Source organism: Serinibacter arcticus (assembly GCF_004786095.1).
Taxonomy (GTDB): Bacteria; Actinomycetota; Actinomycetes; order Actinomycetales; family Beutenbergiaceae; genus Litorihabitans; species Litorihabitans arcticus.
The window spans coordinates 1-18961 of sequence record NZ_RHPJ01000001.1 but is presented as its reverse complement, the minus strand read 5'-3'; the positions used below and the strand labels follow the sequence as shown (position 1 = coordinate 18961).

The following is an 18961-nucleotide window of genomic DNA, read 5'->3' as shown; positions in this document are numbered from 1 at the left end:
CCGGGCAGATCCCCGTGCGCCACCCACTCCTCAGGAAGGCTCCACCATGACGCGTGTCCACAAGGTTGCCGGTGCCCTGGCGGTCGCCGCCCTCGGAGTCACGCTGGCGGCGTGCGGCGGCGGGTCGGAGGGCGACGGCGACGCCGCCGCGAGCGACGTCCTGCGGGTCGGCACCGAGGGCACCTACTCGCCCTTCACGTTCCACGACCCCGAGAGCAACGACCTCACCGGCTACGACGTCGAGGTCATCACGGCCGTCGCCGACGAGCTGGGGCTCGAGGTCGAGTTCTTCGAGACCCAGTGGGACGCCATCTTCGCCGGCCTCGAGGCCGACCGCTTCGACGTCATCGCCAACCAGGTGACGATCAACCCGGAGCGCGAGGAGCTCTACGACCTCTCCTCGCCCTACACGGTCTCGACCGGGGTCGCCGTCGTCCCGACGGGCAGCGCCATCGCCTCCGAGGCCGACCTCAGCGGGCTGACATCGGCGCAGTCCTCGACGTCGAACTGGGCCGAGGTCGCCCGGGAGGCCGGCGCTGACGTCGAGGCCGTCGAGGGGTTCACGCAGGCCGTCACGCTGCTCAAGCAGGGTCGCGTCGACGTCACGCTGAACGACAACCTCGCCGTCCTGGACTACCTCACGACCAGCGGTGACACCGACGTCGAGGTCGCGTTCGAGGTCGGCGAGCCCTCCGAGCAGGCCTTCGCGCTGCGCAAGGACTCGCCGCTGACCGCCGAGATCGACGGCGCCCTGGAGACCCTCCGCGACAACGGCACGCTGGCGGAGATCTCCGAGCGCTGGTTCGGCGAGGACGTCTCGAGCTAGCCGATGGACCTCGACCTCGTACGGGAGTCGATCGGCCCGCTCCTGTCGGGCACGATCCGCGGCACCATCCCGCTGACGGCGGCGTCGTTCGTCGGCGGGATGGTGCTGGCCGTGCTGGTCGCGCTCGCCCGGCTGTCCCGGGTGGGGGTGGTGCGCTGGATCGCCCAGGGCTACGTCTCGATCATCCGGGGCACACCGCTGCTGGTGCAGCTGTTCATCATCTTCTACGCCCTGCCCTCGCTCGGGCTCACCATCGACCCGTTCCCCTCGGCGATCATCGCGTTCTCGCTGAACGTCGGCGGGTACGCCTCCGAGATCGTGCGAGCCGCGATCCTGTCGATCCCGCGCGGACAGTGGGAGGCGGCCGAGACGATCGGCTACTCCCGCACGATGGCGCTGCGCCGGGTCATCCTGCCGCAGGCCGCGCGCGTGGCCGTGCCGCCGCTGTCGAACACGTTCATCTCGCTGGTCAAGGACACGTCCCTGGCCTCGACGATCCTGGTGACGGAGCTGCTGCGCAAGGCGCAGGAGATCGCGGCCCCCACGTTCGAGTTCCTCACGCTGTACTCCCTCGCGGCCGTCATCTACTGGGTCCTGTGCCTGGTGCTGTCGATCGGGCAGGGCTTCCTGGAGCGGCGCCTGGGTCGGCACCTGCAGCCCCAGATCGCGAAGGTCGAGAAGGTCAGGCAGGCCACCGCATGAGCATCCACGACGAGGGTTTCGCCCCCGCCGAGACGCCCGAGGGCATCGAGGTGCGCGGTCTCGTGAAGTCGTTCGGGTCCACCCCGGTGCTGACCGGCGTCGACCTCGACGTCGCCCCCGGAACCGTCTCGGTCATGATCGGACCGTCGGGATCGGGCAAGTCGACGCTGCTGCGCTGCCTCAACCTGCTGGAGACGCCGCAGGCCGGGCGCGTGCGGATCGGCGACGACGAGATCGACTTCACCGCGGGGGTGCGACGGGGCCAGTCGGCGTCGCTGCGCCGCCACTCGGCGATGGTCTTCCAGTCCCACAACCTCTTCCCGCACCGCACGGCGCTGCAGAACCTCATGGAGGGCCCGGTGTTCGCGCAGGGCCGCCCGCGCCGCGAGGTCGAGGAGGAGGCGCGTGGCCTGCTGGCGCGCGTCGGCCTCGCCGAGAAGGCCGACGCCTACCCCGACCAGCTCTCCGGCGGTCAGCAGCAGCGCGTCGGCATCGCCCGCGCGCTCGCGCTGCGGCCCCGCGTGCTGCTGTTCGACGAGCCGACGTCGGCGCTCGATCCCGAGACCGTCGGCGAGGTCCTCGCGGTGATGCGAGACCTCGCGGCCGAGGGACGCACGATGATCGTGGTCACGCACGAGGTGCGCTTCGCGCGCGACGTCGCCGACCACGTCGTCTTCCTCGACGGCGGAGTGATCGCCGAGGAGGGGCCGCCGCAGCAGGTGCTCCTCGACCCGCAGCAGGAGCGGACGCGCGCCTTCCTCGGGCGGATCCTGTCCCACTGACGCGCCCGGGGGGACCCACGGGCGCACCTGCCGACCTCTGGCAGGATGGGGGCGTGTCCGTGACGCTGCACGTTCTCCGCCCCACCGGCCGATTCCCTCGGCCCGGGCTCCCGCGCGCCTGACGGCCGGGAGGGCCAGACGGCCAGACGGCCAGACGCCCCGTCGACCCGAGGCCCGTGAGCACGAGCAGCCGCACCGTTCCCGGAAGGAACCCCCAGCCATGACCAGCGACACCACGCTGCCCGAGGCCATCAGCCCGACCGACGCCGACGCCGTCGGTGCCGCCGTGGACGCGGCGCTGTCCGCCGTCGCCGCGGCCGACTCGCTCGAGGCTCTCAAGGTCGTCCGCATCGAGCACACGGGGGAGCGCAGCCCGCTCGCCCTCGCCAACCGCGGCATCGGTGCGCTGCCCGGTGCCGAGAAGGCCGCGGCCGGCAAGCTCCTGGGCGGGGCGCGCGGCCGCGTCAACGGCGCGCTCAAGGCCCGCGACGCCGAGCTCGCCGAGCTGCACGCCCAGCACGTGCTGCGCACCGAGACCATCGACGTCACCCTCGCGGCCGCCCGCGGCACCGCAGCCGCCGTGACCACCGGCGTCGCCGGGGCCCGTCACCCGATCGCCACCACCTCGGAGCAGATGGCGGACATCTTCGTCGCGATGGGCTGGGAGATCGCCGAGGGGCCCGAGGTCGAGCACGAGTGGTTCAACTTCGACGCGCTGAACTTCAAGCCGGACCACCCCGCCCGGCAGATGCAGGACACGTTCTTCCTCGACGGGTCCGACCACCTCGTCCTGCGCACCCACACGTCGCCGGTGCAGGCGCGCGCGCTGCTCGAGCGGGGTGTGCCGCTGTACGTCGCGTGTCCCGGCCGCGTGTTCCGCACCGACGAGCTCGACGCCACGCACTCCCCGGTCTTCCACCAGGTCGAGGGCATCGCGATCGACGAGGGCCTGACGATGGCCCACCTCAAGGGCACCCTGGACCACTTCGCGCGGGCCATGTTCGGCGCCGAGGCACGCACGCGCCTGCGGCCCGCCTACTTCCCGTTCACCGAGCCGAGCGCCGAGATGGACCTCTGGTTCCCGCAGAAGAAGGGCGGTCCGGGCTGGATCGAGTGGGGCGGCTGCGGCATGGTCAACCCCAACGTGCTGCGCAGCGTCGGCGTCGACCCCGAGCGCTACTCCGGCTTCGCGTTCGGCATGGGCATCGACCGCGCGGTGATGCTCCGCCACGGCCTGGAGGACCTCCGAGACCTGTTCGAGGGCGACATGCGGCTCTCGCGGACCTACCCCCTGGGAGGGGAAGCCTGATGCCCAACGTCGTCCTGCCCTGGCTCGCCGAGCACGTCGAGCTGCCCGCCGACCTCACCGCCGCCCAGCTCGCCGAGGACCTGGTCCGCGTCGGGCTCGAGGAGGAGGCGATCCACTCCTCGGGTGTGACCGGTCCCGTCGTCGTCGGCCGCGTGCTCGCCAAGAGCCCTGAGCCGCAGAAGAACGGCAAGGTCATCAACTGGTGCCAGGTGGACACCGGTGAGCGCGACGAGTCCGGCGAGGTCGTCCCGCGCGGTGTCATCTGCGGTGCGCACAACTTCGAGGTCGGCGACACCGTCGTGGTGTCGCTGCCCGGCGCCGTGCTGCCCGGCGACTTCGTGATCGCCGCGCGCAAGACCTACGGTCACGTCTCCGACGGCATGATCTGCGCCGCGGGCGAGCTGGGCCTGGAGGACGACGTCGACGGCATCATCGTGCTCGCCACGGCTGCCCGGCGCGAGGCCGAGCCCGACGCCGTGCCGGCGCCCGGCACCGACGCGCTCGCGCTGCTCGGGCTGTCGGACGAGGTCCTCGAGATCAACGTCACGCCCGACCGCGGCTACTGCTTCAGCGTGCGCGGGGTGGCCCGCGAGTACGCGCACTCCACCGGCGCACGCTTCACCGATCCCGGCCGCCCCGCCCCGCGCGGCAGCGCCCCCGAGGTCCCGTCGCCGACCGAGGACGGCTTCGCCGTCGAGATCGACGACGACGCCCCCATTCGCGGCACGGCCGGCTGCGACCGGTTCGTCGCCCGCGTCGTGCGCGGTCTCGACGCCGGCGCCAGGACGCCCGAGTGGATGCAGCGCCGCCTGCGCCAGGCCGGGATGCGCCCGATCTCGCTGGCCGTCGACGTCACCAACTACGTGATGCTCGACCTCGGTCAGCCGCTGCACGCCTACGACCTGGCCACGCTGCACGCCCCGATCGTGGTCCGCCGCGCCCGCGCCGGCGAGACGATCACGACGCTCGACGACGCGACGCGGACCCTGCACGAGCAGGACCTCCTCATCACCGACTCGGAGGGCGGGTCGCGCGGTGCGCGCCCGATCGGCATCGCCGGCGTCATGGGTGGTGCGAGCACCGAGGTGACGGCCTCGACGACGGACGTGCTGATCGAGTCGGCCCACTTCGAGCCCATCACGATCGCCCGCTCCGCGCGCCGGCACCGCCTGCCGAGCGAGGCCTCCCGCCGCTTCGAGCGCGGTGTCGACCCCCGGCTGCAGGCGATCGCCGCGCAGCGCGTCGTCGATCTGCTGGTCGAGCACGGCGGCGGCACGGCGGACGAGCGCGCGGTCACCGATCTCGACGTGACCACGTCGCCGACGACGATCACGCTCGACCCCGCCGCCGCGCGCCGTCTCATCGGCGTGCCGTACACCTACGACGAGGTGCACGACACGCTCGAGGAGATCGGCGCGGCCGTCACCGACATCGCCGACGGCGAGGACCGCGAGCTGCTCGTGACGCCCCCCACGTGGCGCCCGGACATCACGCAGGCCGTCGACCTGATCGAGGAGGTCGTCCGGCTCCGCGGCTACGAGCACGTGCCGACCGTCGTGCCGCGCGCCGTCCCCGGCGACGGGCTCACGACGGCGCAGCGGCTGCGCCGCAGCGCCGAGCGCACCCTCGCCGAGGCTGGCCTCGTGCAGGTGCTGTCCTACCCGTTCGTCGGCCCGGGCGTGCACGACGCCCTCGGCGAGGCGGCCGACGACACCCGCCGCGACGCCGAGCGCCTGGCCAACCCGCTCGCCGACGACGCCCCCGAGCTGCGGACCAGCGTCCTGGCGACGCTGCTCCCGCTCGCCACGCGCAACCTCAGCCGCGGCGCCGCGACGGCCGCGATCTACGAGGTCGGCTCGGTCACGCACCGTCGTGCCGGCGACGAGAGGGGCCGGCCGCTGCTGCCCGACGGCGGCGCCTACCCGGGCGAGGAGACGATCGCGGCGCTGGTCGCGGCCGTCCCGCACCAGGAGCGGCACGCCGCGGGCGTGCTCGCGGGCACCGCCCAGCAGGGCGCGGGGGCCGCGCAGGCGGAGACGGTCATCGCGGTCGCGCTGCGGCTCGCGGCCGCGCTCGGCGCGGAGGTCGACGTCGTCGCCGCCGAGCGGGCGCCGTTCCACCCCGGCCGGTGCGCCGCCCTCACGCTGACCGACGGCACGGTCGTCGGCCACGCGGGCGAGCTCGCCCCCGCCGTCGCCAAGGCCTTCGGACTGCCGGCGCGCGCCGCCGCGTTCGAGCTGGACCTGGACGCGCTCGTGGCGGCCGCCGGGGCGCGCGACCTCGCCGTCGGCAAGCTGTCGACCTTCCCCGTCGCGAAGGAGGACGTCGCGCTCGTCGTCGACTCCGACGTTCCCGCGGGGACGGTCCGGGCGCTCGTGACCGAGGCTGCCGGTGAGCTGGCCGAGTCCGTGGAGCTGTTCGACGTCTACACCGGGGACCAGGTGGGCGAGGGGAAGAAGTCCCTCGCGTTCGCGCTGCGCCTGCGCGCGGCCGACCGGACGCTGACGGCGAGCGAGACGGCCGCCGTGCGCGACGCCGTCGTCGCCCTGGTCGGCGAGCGCGTCGGCGGGGTCCTGCGTGGGTGACGCGGTCGCCCTCGTCACGGGCGCCTCGCGGGGCATCGGTCGGTCGATCGCGCTCGCGCTGGCGGCCGACGGCGTGGCCGTCGGTCTGCTGTCGCGCGACGGCGAGGCGCTGACCGCGGTCACCCGGGAGATCACCGAGGCCGGCGGCCGGGCCGCGTGGGCCACCGCCGACGTCGGCGACGCCGCGCAGGTGGGCGACGCCGTCGCGCACCTCACCGCCCAGCTCGGGACGCCGGACCTGCTGGTCAACAACGCCGGCCGGATCGACGCCGAGGTCCCGATCTGGGAGGCCGACGTCGAGCAGTGGCACGGCGTCGTGTCCGCGAACCTGCTCGGCTCCTTCCACGTCTCGCGCGCGGTGCTGGCGCTCATGGTGGCGGCCGGGCGGGGCCGCGTGGTCGACATCGTCTCCGGGGCCGGCGCGCGCGACTGGAACGTCACGTCCGCCTACACCGCGACGAAGGCGGCGCAGATCCGCCTGGTCGGGCACGTGCACGAGGCCGGGTTCGACCTCGGTCTCCGGTCGTTCGCGATCGCGCCCGGCACGGTCGAGACCGCGATGTCGACCTCGATGCGGCTGCACGCGGGCCGCACCGACTTCACGCCCGTCGAGCGCACGACCGACCTCATCGCGGCGATCGCCCGCGGCGAGCTCGACGACTGGTCGGGCCGCTACCTCCGCGTCACCAACGACACGCCGCAGACCCTGCGCGCGCACGGCGCACCGCAGGGTCTGGCGCGCCGGTTCGGCGTGCTGCCGTGGGGGCAGGACGACCCGCTGGCGACCGAGACCCTGGTGCCGCCGCGCACCTGACGAACGCTCAGAGCGTCAGGACCACCTTGCCGGTGGTGGCGCGCGACTCGAGCGCCGCGTGGGCACCAGCGGCCTCCTCGAGCGGGTGCGTCGCGCCGATGCGCACGGTCAGCGAGCCGTCGCGCACCGCGTCGAACAGCTCGTCCGCCCGCTCGCTGAGCTCCTCCGGCGTGGCGACATAGTCCTTCAGCGTCGGCCGCGTCACGAACAACGAGCCGGCGGAGTTGAGCCGCTGCAGGTCGAACGGCGGCACCTGCCCGCTCGAGCCGCCGAACAGCACGAGCACGCCGCGACGTCGCAGGCTCGCCAGGGACGCGTCGAACGTGTCGCGCCCCACGCCGTCGTACACCGCGGCGACGCCGTGGCCACCGGTGGCCTCGCGCACCAGCGCGGGCAGCTCGGCGGTGAGGTCCTCGAGCTGGTCGTAGCGGATGACGACGTCGGCGCCCGCCTCGCGCGCGAGCGCCGCCTTCTCGTCGGTGGAGACGGTCGCGATGACGCGCCCGCCGCGCGCGACCGCGAGCTGCGTGAGCAGCAGCCCGACCCCGCCGGCGCCCGCGTGCACCAGGACGTCGTCGCCCGGGGCGACGGGGTGGGTGGAGGTCGCGAGGTAGTGCGCCGTTAGCCCCTGCAGCGGCAGCGCGGCCGCGGTGACGTCGTCGACGTCGTCCGGCACGGGCAGCGCCCGGTCTGCCGCGACGACCGCGCGCGAGGCGTAGGACCCCGGCGCGTCCGACCACGCCACCCTGTCCCCGACGGCCAGGGACGTCACGCCCGCGCCGAGCGCGACCACGCGCCCCGCGCCCTCGGACCCGACCACGTGGGGGAACGGCACCGGGTAGATCCCGCTGCGCCGGTAGGTGTCGATGAAGTTGACGCCGGCTGCGGCCACCTCGACCGCGACCTCACCGGCACCGGGCTCCGGATCGGGGAGGTCGACGAGCTCGAGGACGTCGGGGCCGCCCGCCTGACGGGCCTGGATCGCGCGCATGACCGAGAACCTACGCCCGCAGTCGTGGGAGAGTGGGTGCGCGGGTCGCTGTCCGCCGAACGAGACGCTGTGTATAGTTATGCGCATGCCTGTATCTGTAGCGATCGCCGGAGCCAGCGGCTACGCCGGGGGCGAGGTCGCCCGCCTCGTGCTCGGTCACCCCGATCTCGAGCTCGGCGCGCTGACCGCGCACTCCAACGCCGGCGAACCCGTCGCGGCCCACCAGCCCCACCTCGCGGCGCACCCGGCGATCGCGGACCGCACCTTCGCCCCGACGACGGCCGCCGAGCTGGCGGGGCACGACGTCGTCGTGCTCGCCCTCCCGCACGGCGCCTCCGGGGCCGTCGCGGCCGAGCTCGAGGCGACCGACCCCGGCTGCATCGTCGTCGACGTCGGCGCCGACCACCGTCTCGCGGACCCGCAGGCGTGGCGCGACTACTACGGCAGCGAGCACGCCGGCACCTGGACGTACGGCATGCCCGAGCTGCTGCACGCGGGGGAGACGACGGCGCAGCGCCAGCGCGCCGAGCTCGCCGCGACCCGCCGCATCGCCGTCCCCGGCTGCAACGTCACCGCCGTCACGCTCGGCCTGCAGCCCGGCATCGCCGCCGGCCTGATCGAGGTCGACGACGTCGTGGCCGTCCTCGCCGTCGGCTACTCAGGCGCGGGCAAGGCCCCGAAGGCCAACCTGCTCGCGTCCGAGGCGCTGGGCTCGCTCGTGCCCTACGGCGTCGGCGGCACCCACCGCCACGTGCCCGAGATCCTGCAGAACTTCGCGGTCACCGGCGCGGCGGGCGCGCGGCTGTCCTTCACGCCCGTGCTCGTGCCGACCTCGCGCGGCATCCTGGCGACCACCACCGCCCGGGTACGCGAGGGCGTCACCGAGGCCGACCTGCGCGCCGCCTGGGACGTGTACGACGCCGAACCGTTCGTGCACACGCTGCCCGCCGGCCGGTGGCCAACATCGGGCGCCACGACCGGTGCGAACACCGCCCTGGTGCAGCTCGCGCTCGATGCCCGAGCCGGGCGCGTCGTGGTCACGAGCGCGCTCGACAACCTCGTCAAGGGCACCGCCGGTGCCGCCCTGCAGTCCCTCAACCTCGCGCTCGGTCTGCCGGAGACGGCCGGCCTCCCGCTGACAGGAGTCTCGCCGTGAGCGTCACCACCCCCGCCGGTTTCCGGGCCGCCGGCGTCACCGCCGGCCTCAAGACCTCCGGCCGCCCCGACCTCGCGCTCGTCGTCAACGACGGCCCGCTCGCCGTCGCCGCGGGCGTGTTCACGAGCAACCGCGTCGTCGCCGCCCCCGTCGTCTGGTCGCGCACCGCGGTCGGCGACGGCGTGGCGCGCGCCGTCGTGCTGAACTCCGGCGGTGCCAACGCGTGCACCGGACCCGAGGGCTTCGCCGACACCCACCGCACCGCCGAGTACACCGGTGCCGCGCTCCGCGTCGACGCCGGCGACGTGCTCGTCTGCTCGACCGGTCTGATCGGCGAGCGGCTGCCGATGGACACGCTGCTGGCGGGGGTGCACGACGCCGCCGCACGCCTGACGAGCGACGGCGGGGCGGACGCCGCCACCGCCATCATGACGACCGACACCGTCAGCAAGACGAGCCACGTCCAGGGCGACGGCTGGTCCGTCGGCGGGATGGCCAAGGGCGCGGGCATGCTCGCCCCCGGCCTCGCCACGATGCTCGTGGTGATCACGACGGACGCGGTCATCGACGCCGCTCGCGCCGACGCCGCGCTGCGCGAGGCCACCGGGACGACGTTCGACCGCGTCGACTCCGACGGCTGCATGTCCACCAACGACACGGTGCTGCTGCTCGCGTCCGGTGCCAGCGGCGTCGAGCCGGCGCCGGGACAGCTCGAGGCAGCCCTGACGCAGGTGTCGGCGGACCTCGCCCGCCAGCTCGTGGCCGACGCCGAGGGCGCCAGCCACGACATCGCGGTCACCGTCTCGGGCGCGACCAGCGAGACGGCCGCCGTCGCCGTCGCCCGCGCCGTGACGCGCTCGAACCTCTTCAAGGCCGCGGTGTTCGGCAACGACCCGAACTGGGGCCGCGTGCTGGCCGCCGTCGGGACGGTGCCGGAGGACGTCGCCCCGTACGACCCGCTCACGCTCGACGTGTCGATCAACGGCGTGCAGGTGTGCCGCGCCGGGGGAGTGGGGGAGGACCGCACGCTCGTGGACCTGGCCGCCGACCGCGAGGTGCAGGTCCTCGTGGAGCTGCACGCCGGTGAGGCGAGCGCCACCGTCTGGACCAACGACCTCACGCACGACTACGTCCACGAGAACAGCGCCTACTCCTCATGAGCGACGACGAGAACCCCACCGGCACCGAGGGCAGCGGCGTGACCGAGGTCCCCGAGGACTTCTACTTCGACACCGAGCGTGACCTGTACGCCTACCAAAAGGCGGAGGTGCTCATCCAGGCGCTGCCCTGGCTCGAGCGCTTCGAGAACGCGATCGTCGTGATCAAGTTCGGCGGCAACGCCATGGTCGACGCCGAGCTCGAGCAGGCGTTCGCCGACGACATCACGTTCCTGCGCCGCGCCGGGCTCCGCCCCGTCATCGTGCACGGCGGCGGACCGCAGATCAGCGAGATGCTCGGCCGGCTGAACATCGCCAGCGAGTTCCGCGGCGGGTTGCGCGTGACCACGCCCGAGGCCATGGACGTCGTCCGGATGGTCCTCACGGGTCAGGTGCAGCGTCGTCTCGTCACGATGCTCAACGCGCGCGGTCCGCTCGCGATCGGGCTGTCGGGCGAGGACGCCGGGCTGTTCCGCGGCAAGCGCCGCACGGCTGTCGTCGACGGCGAGGAGGTCGACGTCGGCCAGGTCGGCGACGTCAGCCTGGTGGACCCGGCCGCCGTCGCCGACGTGCTGGCCGCCGGTCGCATCCCCGTCGTCTCGACCATCGCGGTCGACGAGGACGACCCCACCCAGATCCTCAACGTCAACGCCGACACGGCGGCCTCGGCCCTGGCGGTCGCGCTCGGCGCGACCAAGCTCGTGGTCCTCACCGACGTCGAGGGCCTCTACGCCGCGTGGCCCGACCGCTCGTCGCTCGTGCGCCGCATCGGTTCGCAGCCGCTGGCGGAGCTGCTGCCGGGCCTGTCCAGCGGCATGGTGCCGAAGATGGAGGCGTGCCTGCGCGCCGTCGACGGCGGTGTGCCCCAGGCCCACGTGATCGACGGCAGGGCGCCGCACGCGCTGCTGCTGGAGATCTTCACCACCGACGGCGTGGGCACGATGGTGCTCCCGGGGGACCGGGCCCCCGAGTTCGAGAAGGCCGAGACGGAGAGTGAGCAGGCATGAGCGAGATCGCCACGACCCAGGGGTCCGGCAGCGAGCTGTCCCAGCGCTACGCCGGGGCCCTGATGAACACGTTCGGCCCGCCGCAGCGCGTCCTCGTGCGCGGTGAGGGCGCGTACGTCTGGGACGCCGACGGCGCGCGCTACCTCGACCTGCTCGGCGGCATCGCCGTCAACGCGCTGGGCCAGGCGCACCCAACGCTGGTCAGCGCGGTCGCTGCGCAGCTCGGCACGCTGGGTCACGTCTCGAACTTCTTCGCGACGCCGACGCAGATCACGCTGGCCGAGCGGCTGCTCGAGCTGGCGCAGGCCCCGGCCGGTTCGCGGGTGTTCTTCACCAACTCCGGGACCGAGGCCAACGAGGCCGCCCTCAAGATGATCCGCGTGCACGGCCGGGCGCGCGGCACGTCCCGCGTGCTCGCGCTCGAGGGCGCGTTCCACGGCCGGACCATGGGCGCGCTCGCCCTCACGCACAAGGCCGCCTACCGCGAGCCGTTCGAACCGCTGCCCGGCGGGGTGGAGCACGTGCCGTTCGACGACGTCGCCGCGCTCGAGGCCGCGTTCGAGGCCGGCGGCGTCGCGGGCCTGGTCGTCGAGCCCGTGCAGGGTGAGGCGGGCGTCCGCTCGCCCGCGCCCGGCTACCTGGCCGCGGCCCGCGAGCTCGCCACGCGGCACGACGCGCTGCTCGTGCTCGACGAGGTGCAGACCGGCGTCGGACGCTGCGGGGAGTGGCTCTCCCACCACGCCCAGGAGATCGGTGGCGGGATCGTCCCCGACGTCGTCACGCTCGCCAAGGGCCTCGGCGGCGGCATCCCCGTCGGCGCGGTCATCGCCTACGGCGAGGGTCCCGGCACGCTGTTCGGACCGGGCAACCACGGCACGACGTTCGGCGGCAACCCCGTCGCCGCCGCCGCCGCGCTCGCCACGATCCACGTCATCGAGCGCGACGGGCTGCTGGCGCACGTGCGCCAGCTGGGTCGCTCGTGGCGCGCCGCGCTGTCGGCCGCCGACCCCCGCGTGGCGGCCGTGCGCGGGCACGGGCTGCTCATCGCCGTCGAGCTGGACGCACCGATCGCGGCGCACGTCCAGACGGCGGCCCTCGCGGCCGGGTTCATCGTCAACGCGCCGACGCCGACGTCGCTGCGGCTCGCGCCGCCGCTCGTCCTGACGGCCGAGCAGGCCGCCTCGTTCACGGCGGCGCTGCCCGCCGCCATCGACGCCGGCGCCCGCGCCGCGGCCCGTCAGGAGACCTCATGACCACGTTCGACGACACGACACCACCGGAGTGGGCGACACCGGCCGGGCAGCCCCGTCAGCCTCGGTCCTTCCTCGCCGACGACGACCTCACCAGCGCCGAGCAGCGCGACGTGCTCGAGCTCGCCGGCGTCCTCAAGGCCGAGCGGCACGCGCGCACGCCGTACGCCGGGCCGCGGTCGGTCGCGATCATCTTCGACAAGCCCACGCTGCGCACGCAGGTGTCGTTCACGACGGCGGTCGCCGAGCTCGGCGGCTACCCGCTGATGGTCGACGGTGCGCTCGCGCAGATCGGCCGGCGGGAGTCGGTCTCCGACGTCGCCAAGGTCCTGGGGCGGCAGGTGGCCGCGATCGTGTGGCGCACGTTCCACCAGAGCGACCTGCAGAAGATGGCCCAGGACTCCGGCGTACCGGTCGTCAACGCGCTGACGGACGACTACCACCCGTGCCAGGCGCTCGCCGACCTCCTCACCGTCGCCGAGCACACCGGCGGCCTGGCGGCCTCCGGACCGGCGCTGGCAGGTCGCGTGTTCGCCTACGTCGGCGACGGGTCCAACAACATGGCGCACTCCTACCTGCTGGCGGGTGCGCTGGCGGGGATGGACGTGCACATCGGCTGCCCCGAGGACTACCGCCCGCGGCCCGACGTCCTCGCGCGCGCCGAGCGGATCGCCTCGGAGACCGGGGCCGCGATCGGCATCCACACCGATCCGCGGCACGCGGTCGTGGGGGCCGACGCCGTCGCGACCGACACCTGGGTCTCGATGGGACAGGAGGCCGAGGTGGCGCAGCGCGAGGCCGTCTTCCTGCCCTACCAGCTCGACCAGGCGCTCCTCGACCTCGCCGACCCGGGCGCCGTCGTGCTGCACTGCCTGCCCGCGTACCGGGGCAAGGAGATCACCGCCGAGGTCCTCGACGGGCCCAGGGCCGTGGTGTGGGACGAGGCCGAGAACCGCCTGCACGCGCAGAAGGCGGTCCTGACGTTCCTCGCGGGGACGCGATGAGCCAGGTGCCGCCGACGAAGGCCGCGCGGCACGCGCTGATCACGCGGGCGATCACGCGCGGCACCATCCGTTCGCAGGCCGACCTGTCAGCGGCGCTGGAGGCCGACGGCGTCGTCGTGACGCAGGCGACGCTCTCGCGCGACCTGCTCGAGCTGCGCGCCCAGAAGACCCACACGGCCGACGGCCTCGTCTACACGCTGCCGCCCGAGGGCGGTGCCTACCACGGGGTCCGGATCGCCGAGCAGGAGCCCCACCTCGCGCGGCGGCTGGAGAAGCTGACCGCGGAGCTGCTGGTCTCGGCGGACTCGAGCGGTAACCTCGCGGTGCTGCGCACGCCCCCGGGTGCGGCCCACTTCTTCGCCTCGGCGATCGACCAGTCGATCATGCCCGGCGTGCTCGGGACGATCGCGGGGGACGACACGGTCGTGGTGATCTCGCGTGACCCCGACGGTGCGACGGACGTCGTGGAGGCGTTCATCGACCTCGCTCGCGCCGGCTCCGTCGGCCACCACCAGCAGCAGTGACCCGAACCACCCGACCACCTGCCGATGCGCTCGCGCGGCACGTCCCCTGGAGAGCCCTGTGACCACCCCCGGCGGTACCACCAACACCGGAGCCCTGTGGGGCGGCCGCTTCGCATCCGGTCCCGCCGACGCCATGGCCGAGCTCTCGCGCAGCACGCACTTCGACTGGGTCCTCGCACCCGTGGACCTGGCCGGCTCCCGCGCGCACGCCCGCGCGCTGCACCGCGCGGGACTGCTGACCGAGGCCGATCTCGCCATCCTCGTCGACGCCCTGACGGCGATGGAGGACGACGTCCTGGCCGGGACGCTCGTGGCCGACCCCGGCGACGAGGACGTCCACGGCGCGCTCGAGCGCGTGCTCATCGAGCGCGTCGGCGCCGGTGTCGGTGGCCGGCTGCGCGCCGGTCGGTCGCGCAACGACCAGATCGCGACGCTCGTGCGGATGTTCCTGCGCGATCACGCGCGCGACGTCGCGACGGGTGTGCTCGCCGTCGTCGACGCGCTCGTCGACCAGGCCGCGGCGCACCCCGACGCGCCCATGCCGGGCCGCACCCACCTCCAGCACGCGCAGCCGGTGCTGCTCGCGCACCACCTGCTGGCGCACGCGTGGCCCCTGCTGCGCGACGTCGAGCGCCTCACCGACTGGGACCGTCGGGCCGCCGTCTCGCCCTACGGGTCCGGCGCGCTGGCAGGCTCCTCGCTCGGCCTGGACCCCGACGCCGTCGCGCACGAGCTCGGGTTCGACTCGGCGGTGGAGAACTCGATCGACGGCACCGCGGCGCGCGACGTCGTGGCGGAGTTCTCGTTCGTGGCCGCGATGATCGCGGTCGACCTGTCGCGGCTGTCCGAGGAGGTCATCCTCTGGGCGACCAAGGAGTTCGGCTTCATCCGGCTGGACGACGCGTTCTCCACCGGGTCGAGCATCATGCCGCAGAAGAAGAACCCGGACATCGCCGAGCTCGCGCGCGGCAAGGCCGGGCGCCTCATCGGCGACCTCACCGGCCTGCTCGCGACGCTCAAGGGCCTGCCGCTCGCGTACAACCGCGACCTGCAGGAGGACAAGGAGCCGGTGTTCGACGCCGTCGCGCAGCTCGAGGTGCTGCTGCCGGCCGTCGCCGGCATGGTCGCGACCCTGACGTTCCACACCGAGCGGATGGCGGAGCTCGCACCGCAGGGCTTCTCGCTCGCGACCGACATCGCCGAGTGGCTCGTGCGTCGCGGTGTGCCGTTCCGCGACGCGCACGAGATCGCCGGGGCGTGCGTGCAGGCGTGCGAGGCCCACGAGCCGGCGATCGAGCTCGCCGACCTGACCGACGCCGAGCTAGCCGCGATCAGCGAGCACCTGGTCCCGCAGGTGCGCGAGGTGCTCACGGTGGCGGGGTCGATCTCCTCGCGCGACGGCCGCGGCGGCACCGCCCCGGTCCGCGTCGTGGAGCAGCTGGCACGCGCGGCCGAGCGGGCCGACGAGCTGCGGGCGTGGGCCGAGGGCGAGTGACGGCGGGGGAGTCCGGCGCCCCGGTGCCGGCGTCGTCGCCGGATCTCGCGGCGGCCGTCGTCGACGCGGTCCTGGTGCCCGGCGCCCCACGGGTGCACGACGGCGTCGCGCTCCTGTGCATCGACGGTCTGGCCGGGGCGGGCAAGACCACGCTCGCCGGTCAGGTCGCCGAGGTCGTCGCCGCCCGGGGCGGGACGGTCGCCGTCGTGCACATGGACGACCTGTACGAGGGCTGGGGCGGCCTGCTCGAGGCGGGCACCGAGGTGGTCCGGGTGGTCGAGCAGCTCGAGCGTTCCGGCACGGCCACCTACCGGCGCTGGGACTGGGAGTCGTCGGCGCGCGCCGAGACCGTCCACGTCCCCCGGAGCGACGTGGTCGTGGTCGAGGGCTGCGGCAGCGCGCCGCCCCGGGTCGACGGCGTGGCGGCGCTCGTCGTGTGGATCACCGCGCCCGACGAGCTGAGGCTTGCACGCGGACTCGAGCGCGACGGCGAGGGGATGCGCGACGACTGGCGCGCGTTCATGGCCGACGAGCGCGCGCTGCGGGAGCGGGACGCGACGGACGAGCGTGCCGACGTCGTGCTCGACGCCACCGGCCACGTGCTGCGCTGGTCCCGGGCACCCGGCGGGACCGGCGACCTCCTGTGGGAGGATCGCGGCCATGGGTGAGGGCGAGGTGACCGCGGCCGGTGCCGCAGCCGTCGACGCTCGTGACTTCCCCCACGCGTTCCACGTCCCCGGACGAGCCTGGTACGCCCGCAGCCCGCAGGACGTGGCGCGCGACCTGCTCGGCGCCCACCTCTCCGTCGGCTCGCCGAAGGGGACGGTCACGATCCGGATCACCGAGGTCGAGGCCTACGGCGGGTCGGAGGATCCGGGTTCGCACGCCTACCGCGGCCGGACGGCACGCAACGCCACGATGTTCGGCCCGGCGGGCCGCCTCTACGTCTACTTCACCTACGGCATGCACTGGTGCGGCAACCTCGTGACCGGGCCCGACGGCGTCGCCTCGGCGGTCCTGCTGCGCGCGGGTCAGGTCGTCGACGGCGTCGAGCTCGCCCGGTCCCGTCGCACCACGTCCAAGAGCGACAGGGACCTGGCGAGCGGCCCGGCACGCCTGGCGACCGCGCTGGGGATCGACGGGCAGCACGACGGGACGAGCGTCGACGCGGCCGACGGTCACCGGATGCCCGACTCCGTCGTGTCCCTGCGGGTCCGCGACATCCGGTCCGGCCCCTTCTCGAGCGGTCCCCGCACCGGCGTCTCGGGCGACGGCGGCCTGGCCACCTATCCGTGGCGGTACTGGCTCACCGGGGACCCGACGGTCTCCCGCTACCGGACCGCCTGACACCACCCAACGATCCAACCCCGCTCCCGGCCCGGGGCACCGCCTCGGGCCGACGACGAAACCGAGGACATCCCGTGACCGACCTGATCGACGAGCTCCGCTGGCGCGGGCTCGTCTCCCAGACCACCGACGAGGACGCGCTCCGCGCGGCGCTGGCGGACGGCCCGATCACCTACTACGCGGGGTTCGACCCCACCGCCCCGAGCCTCCACCACGGCCACCTCGTGCAGCTGATCCTGCTGCGCCACCTGCAGCTGGCGGGGCACCGACCGATCGCGCTGGTCGGGGGAGCCACGGGCCTCATCGGGGACCCGAGGCAGTCGGGCGAGCGCGTGCTCAACACGAGCGACGTCGTCGCCGACTGGGCCGACCGGCTGCGCGCGCAGATCGAACCGTTCCTCGACTTCGAGTCGCCGAACGCCGCGCGCATGGTGAACAACCTCGACTGGACCGGCGGGCTCACGGCCATCGACCTCCTGCGCGACATCGGCAAGCACTTCCGGATGGGCACGATGCTGGCCAAGGACACGGTCGCGCGCCGGCTCGCGTCCGAGGAGGGCATCTCCTTCACGGAGTTCAGCTACCAGCTGCTCCAGGGCAACGACTACCTCGAGCTGAACCGCAGGTACGGGGTGACCCTCCAGACCGGTGGCAGCGACCAGTGGGGCAACCTGCTGTCGGGCGTCGAGCTGATCCGCAAGAGCGAGGCTCGGGGCGTGCACGCCTGGACGACGCCGCTGATCACCAAGGCCGACGGCACGAAGTTCGGCAAGACCGAGGGCGGTGCCGTCTGGCTGGCGCCCGACATGATGAGCCCGTACGCCTTCTACCAGTACTGGGTGAACGCGTCCGACGCCGACGCCGTGCGCTGGCTGCGGACGTTCACGTTCCGCAGCCGCGAGGAGATCGAGGCGATCGAGACGGAGACGGCCGAGCGGCCGCAGGCGCGCGCGGCTCAGCGGACCTTGGCCGCGGACGTGACGACGCTCGTGCACGGGGCCGCGGCCACCGCCGCCGTCGAGGCTGCGAGCGCGGCCCTCTTCGGGCGCGGTGAGCTGCAGGACCTGGACCCGGCGACGCTGGACGCCGCCGTGGCCGAGCTGCCGTCGGTCACGCTGGTGCCGGGGGAGACCACGCTGGTGGAGGCGCTCGTCGGTGCCGGCCTGGTGAAGGGACGGAACGAGGCACGGCGAGCCGTGAGCGAGGGCGGGGCGTACCTGAACAACGTCAAGCAGGACGACGGCGAGCGCGCGATCGGCACCGACGACCTGCTGGGTGGGCGTCACGTGCTGCTCCGACGCGGTCGTCGCAACCTCGCCGTCGGTACGGTCGCCGGCTCCTGATCGGGGCCGGGGGACGCCCCCGGAGGTGTTCCCCGGCCCGTTCCGGCGGGTTCGACCGACGTTCGCGCTGGTCAGGCCGGTGCGCGTGGCGCGGCCCACGTCAGCGACACGCCCGGGCTGCGCGCCGAGTTGCCACCGGCGCGGAACGTGCGTAAGTTTTCACCTCGTTGCGCAGAGCAGAAAAGCCTCAGGGCCGGGACGCGGAAGGCCAACACAGAGTCGGTACGAACGGGTCAGACCCGGGCGGAGACTCGACAAGCCCCAGATCACGAGAAGCGGCCGATTTGACCGCGAGGAATTGATCAGGTAAGTTTGAGAAGTTGCCCCGGTGGGGCTGGCTCTCCTGGTGGGGGTTGGTTTGCTGGTGTGGTGTGTGTTGTTTGAGAACTCAACAGTGTGTTTGTGAATGTGATGCCATTCGGCTGGTCGGATCTTTTTGTCTGGTTGGTCGTGGTTTTGATTGTTTTGCCTCGCATCTTCTCGTCAGTGGGTGGTGTGGGGTTTTTGTTGGGGTCATTCCCGTTGTATGGATTCCCGCCTTTGGGTTGGGGTTTGTTTTTGACGGAGAGTTTGATCCTGGCTCAGGACGAACGCTGGCGGCGTGCTTTACACATGCAAGTCGAACGATGATGGGGTGCTTGCATCCCTGATTAGTGGCGAACGGGTGAG

Annotated in this window: 17 protein-coding genes and 1 rRNA gene; 17 read left to right on the top strand and 1 reads right to left on the bottom strand. The window is 73.5% G+C overall.

Features of this window, described 5'->3' with window-relative positions:
• Positions 1-46: 46 nt before the first annotated feature.
• From SERN_RS15395 to SERN_RS00065, 6 genes are all read left to right on the top strand, one after another.
• The gene (locus tag SERN_RS15395; protein ID WP_135848130.1) at positions 47-826 is read left to right on the top strand and encodes an amino acid ABC transporter substrate-binding protein; all 780 of its coding nucleotides are present in this window, start codon (positions 47-49) and stop codon (positions 824-826) included.
• A 3-nt stretch (positions 827-829) separates the two neighbouring features.
• Complete coding sequence (locus SERN_RS15390) at positions 830-1528, top strand: amino acid ABC transporter permease (RefSeq protein ID WP_135848129.1); 699 nt, start codon at positions 830-832, stop codon at positions 1526-1528.
• Complete coding sequence (locus SERN_RS00080; RefSeq protein ID WP_135848128.1) at positions 1525-2310, top strand: amino acid ABC transporter ATP-binding protein; 786 nt, start codon at positions 1525-1527, stop codon at positions 2308-2310. The genes SERN_RS15390 and SERN_RS00080 overlap by 4 nt, the downstream gene beginning before the upstream one ends.
• 220 nt (positions 2311-2530) lie before the next feature.
• Positions 2531-3619 carry a phenylalanine--tRNA ligase subunit alpha gene (gene pheS / locus SERN_RS00075; RefSeq protein ID WP_135848127.1) on the top strand — a complete coding sequence of 363 codons (1089 nt, stop codon included), beginning with the start codon at positions 2531-2533 and terminating at the stop codon, positions 3617-3619.
• Positions 3619-6204 (top strand): phenylalanine--tRNA ligase subunit beta, encoded by a 2586-nt coding sequence (gene pheT / locus SERN_RS00070; protein ID WP_135848126.1) that lies wholly within the window; start codon positions 3619-3621, stop codon positions 6202-6204. Before pheS ends, pheT begins: the two co-directional genes overlap by 1 nt.
• Positions 6197-7018, top strand: coding sequence for an SDR family NAD(P)-dependent oxidoreductase (locus tag SERN_RS00065; RefSeq protein WP_135848125.1), 822 nt, complete (start codon positions 6197-6199; stop codon positions 7016-7018). The genes pheT and SERN_RS00065 overlap by 8 nt, the downstream gene beginning before the upstream one ends.
• 7 nt (positions 7019-7025) lie before the next feature.
• On the opposite strand, the gene SERN_RS00060 is transcribed toward SERN_RS00065, so the two are convergent.
• Positions 7026-8009, bottom strand: coding sequence for a quinone oxidoreductase family protein (locus SERN_RS00060; RefSeq protein WP_135848124.1), 984 nt, complete (start codon positions 8007-8009; stop codon positions 7026-7028).
• 85 nt (positions 8010-8094) lie between these two features.
• On the opposite strand from SERN_RS00060, the gene argC reads away from it, so the two are divergent.
• The 11 genes from argC to SERN_RS00005 form a co-directional block, all read left to right on the top strand.
• Positions 8095-9165 (top strand): N-acetyl-gamma-glutamyl-phosphate reductase, encoded by a 1071-nt coding sequence (argC, locus tag SERN_RS00055; RefSeq protein ID WP_199241458.1) that lies wholly within the window; start codon positions 8095-8097, stop codon positions 9163-9165.
• Complete coding sequence (argJ, locus tag SERN_RS00050; RefSeq protein ID WP_135848122.1) at positions 9162-10325, top strand: bifunctional glutamate N-acetyltransferase/amino-acid acetyltransferase ArgJ; 1164 nt, start codon at positions 9162-9164, stop codon at positions 10323-10325. The genes argC and argJ overlap by 4 nt, the downstream gene beginning before the upstream one ends.
• On the top strand, positions 10322-11329 hold the full coding sequence (gene argB, locus SERN_RS00045) for an acetylglutamate kinase (protein ID WP_135848121.1): 1008 nt from the start codon (positions 10322-10324) through the stop codon (positions 11327-11329). The genes argJ and argB overlap by 4 nt, the downstream gene beginning before the upstream one ends.
• Positions 11326-12582, top strand: coding sequence for an acetylornithine transaminase (locus tag SERN_RS00040; RefSeq protein WP_135848120.1), 1257 nt, complete (start codon positions 11326-11328; stop codon positions 12580-12582). Before argB ends, SERN_RS00040 begins: the two co-directional genes overlap by 4 nt.
• On the top strand, positions 12579-13583 hold the full coding sequence (gene argF / locus SERN_RS00035) for an ornithine carbamoyltransferase (protein WP_135848119.1): 1005 nt from the start codon (positions 12579-12581) through the stop codon (positions 13581-13583). The genes SERN_RS00040 and argF overlap by 4 nt, the downstream gene beginning before the upstream one ends.
• A complete protein-coding gene (locus tag SERN_RS00030) occupies positions 13580-14107 on the top strand; it encodes an arginine repressor (RefSeq protein WP_135848118.1) in 528 nt (175 codons plus the stop codon). The genes argF and SERN_RS00030 overlap by 4 nt, the downstream gene beginning before the upstream one ends.
• 58 nt (positions 14108-14165) lie before the next feature.
• Positions 14166-15602 (top strand): argininosuccinate lyase, encoded by a 1437-nt coding sequence (argH, locus tag SERN_RS00025; protein ID WP_135848117.1) that lies wholly within the window; start codon positions 14166-14168, stop codon positions 15600-15602.
• Positions 15584-16270 carry a uridine kinase family protein gene (locus tag SERN_RS00020; protein ID WP_135848116.1) on the top strand — a complete coding sequence of 229 codons (687 nt, stop codon included), beginning with the start codon at positions 15584-15586 and terminating at the stop codon, positions 16268-16270. The genes argH and SERN_RS00020 overlap by 19 nt, the downstream gene beginning before the upstream one ends.
• Positions 16263-16949, top strand: coding sequence for a DNA-3-methyladenine glycosylase (locus SERN_RS00015; RefSeq protein WP_135848115.1), 687 nt, complete (start codon positions 16263-16265; stop codon positions 16947-16949). Before SERN_RS00020 ends, SERN_RS00015 begins: the two co-directional genes overlap by 8 nt.
• Positions 16950-17023: 74 nt before the next feature.
• Positions 17024-18292 (top strand): tyrosine--tRNA ligase, encoded by a 1269-nt coding sequence (gene tyrS / locus SERN_RS00010; protein ID WP_135848114.1) that lies wholly within the window; start codon positions 17024-17026, stop codon positions 18290-18292.
• A 558-nt stretch (positions 18293-18850) separates the two neighbouring features.
• Positions 18851-18961, top strand: a 16S ribosomal RNA gene (locus SERN_RS00005); the annotation flags it as partial.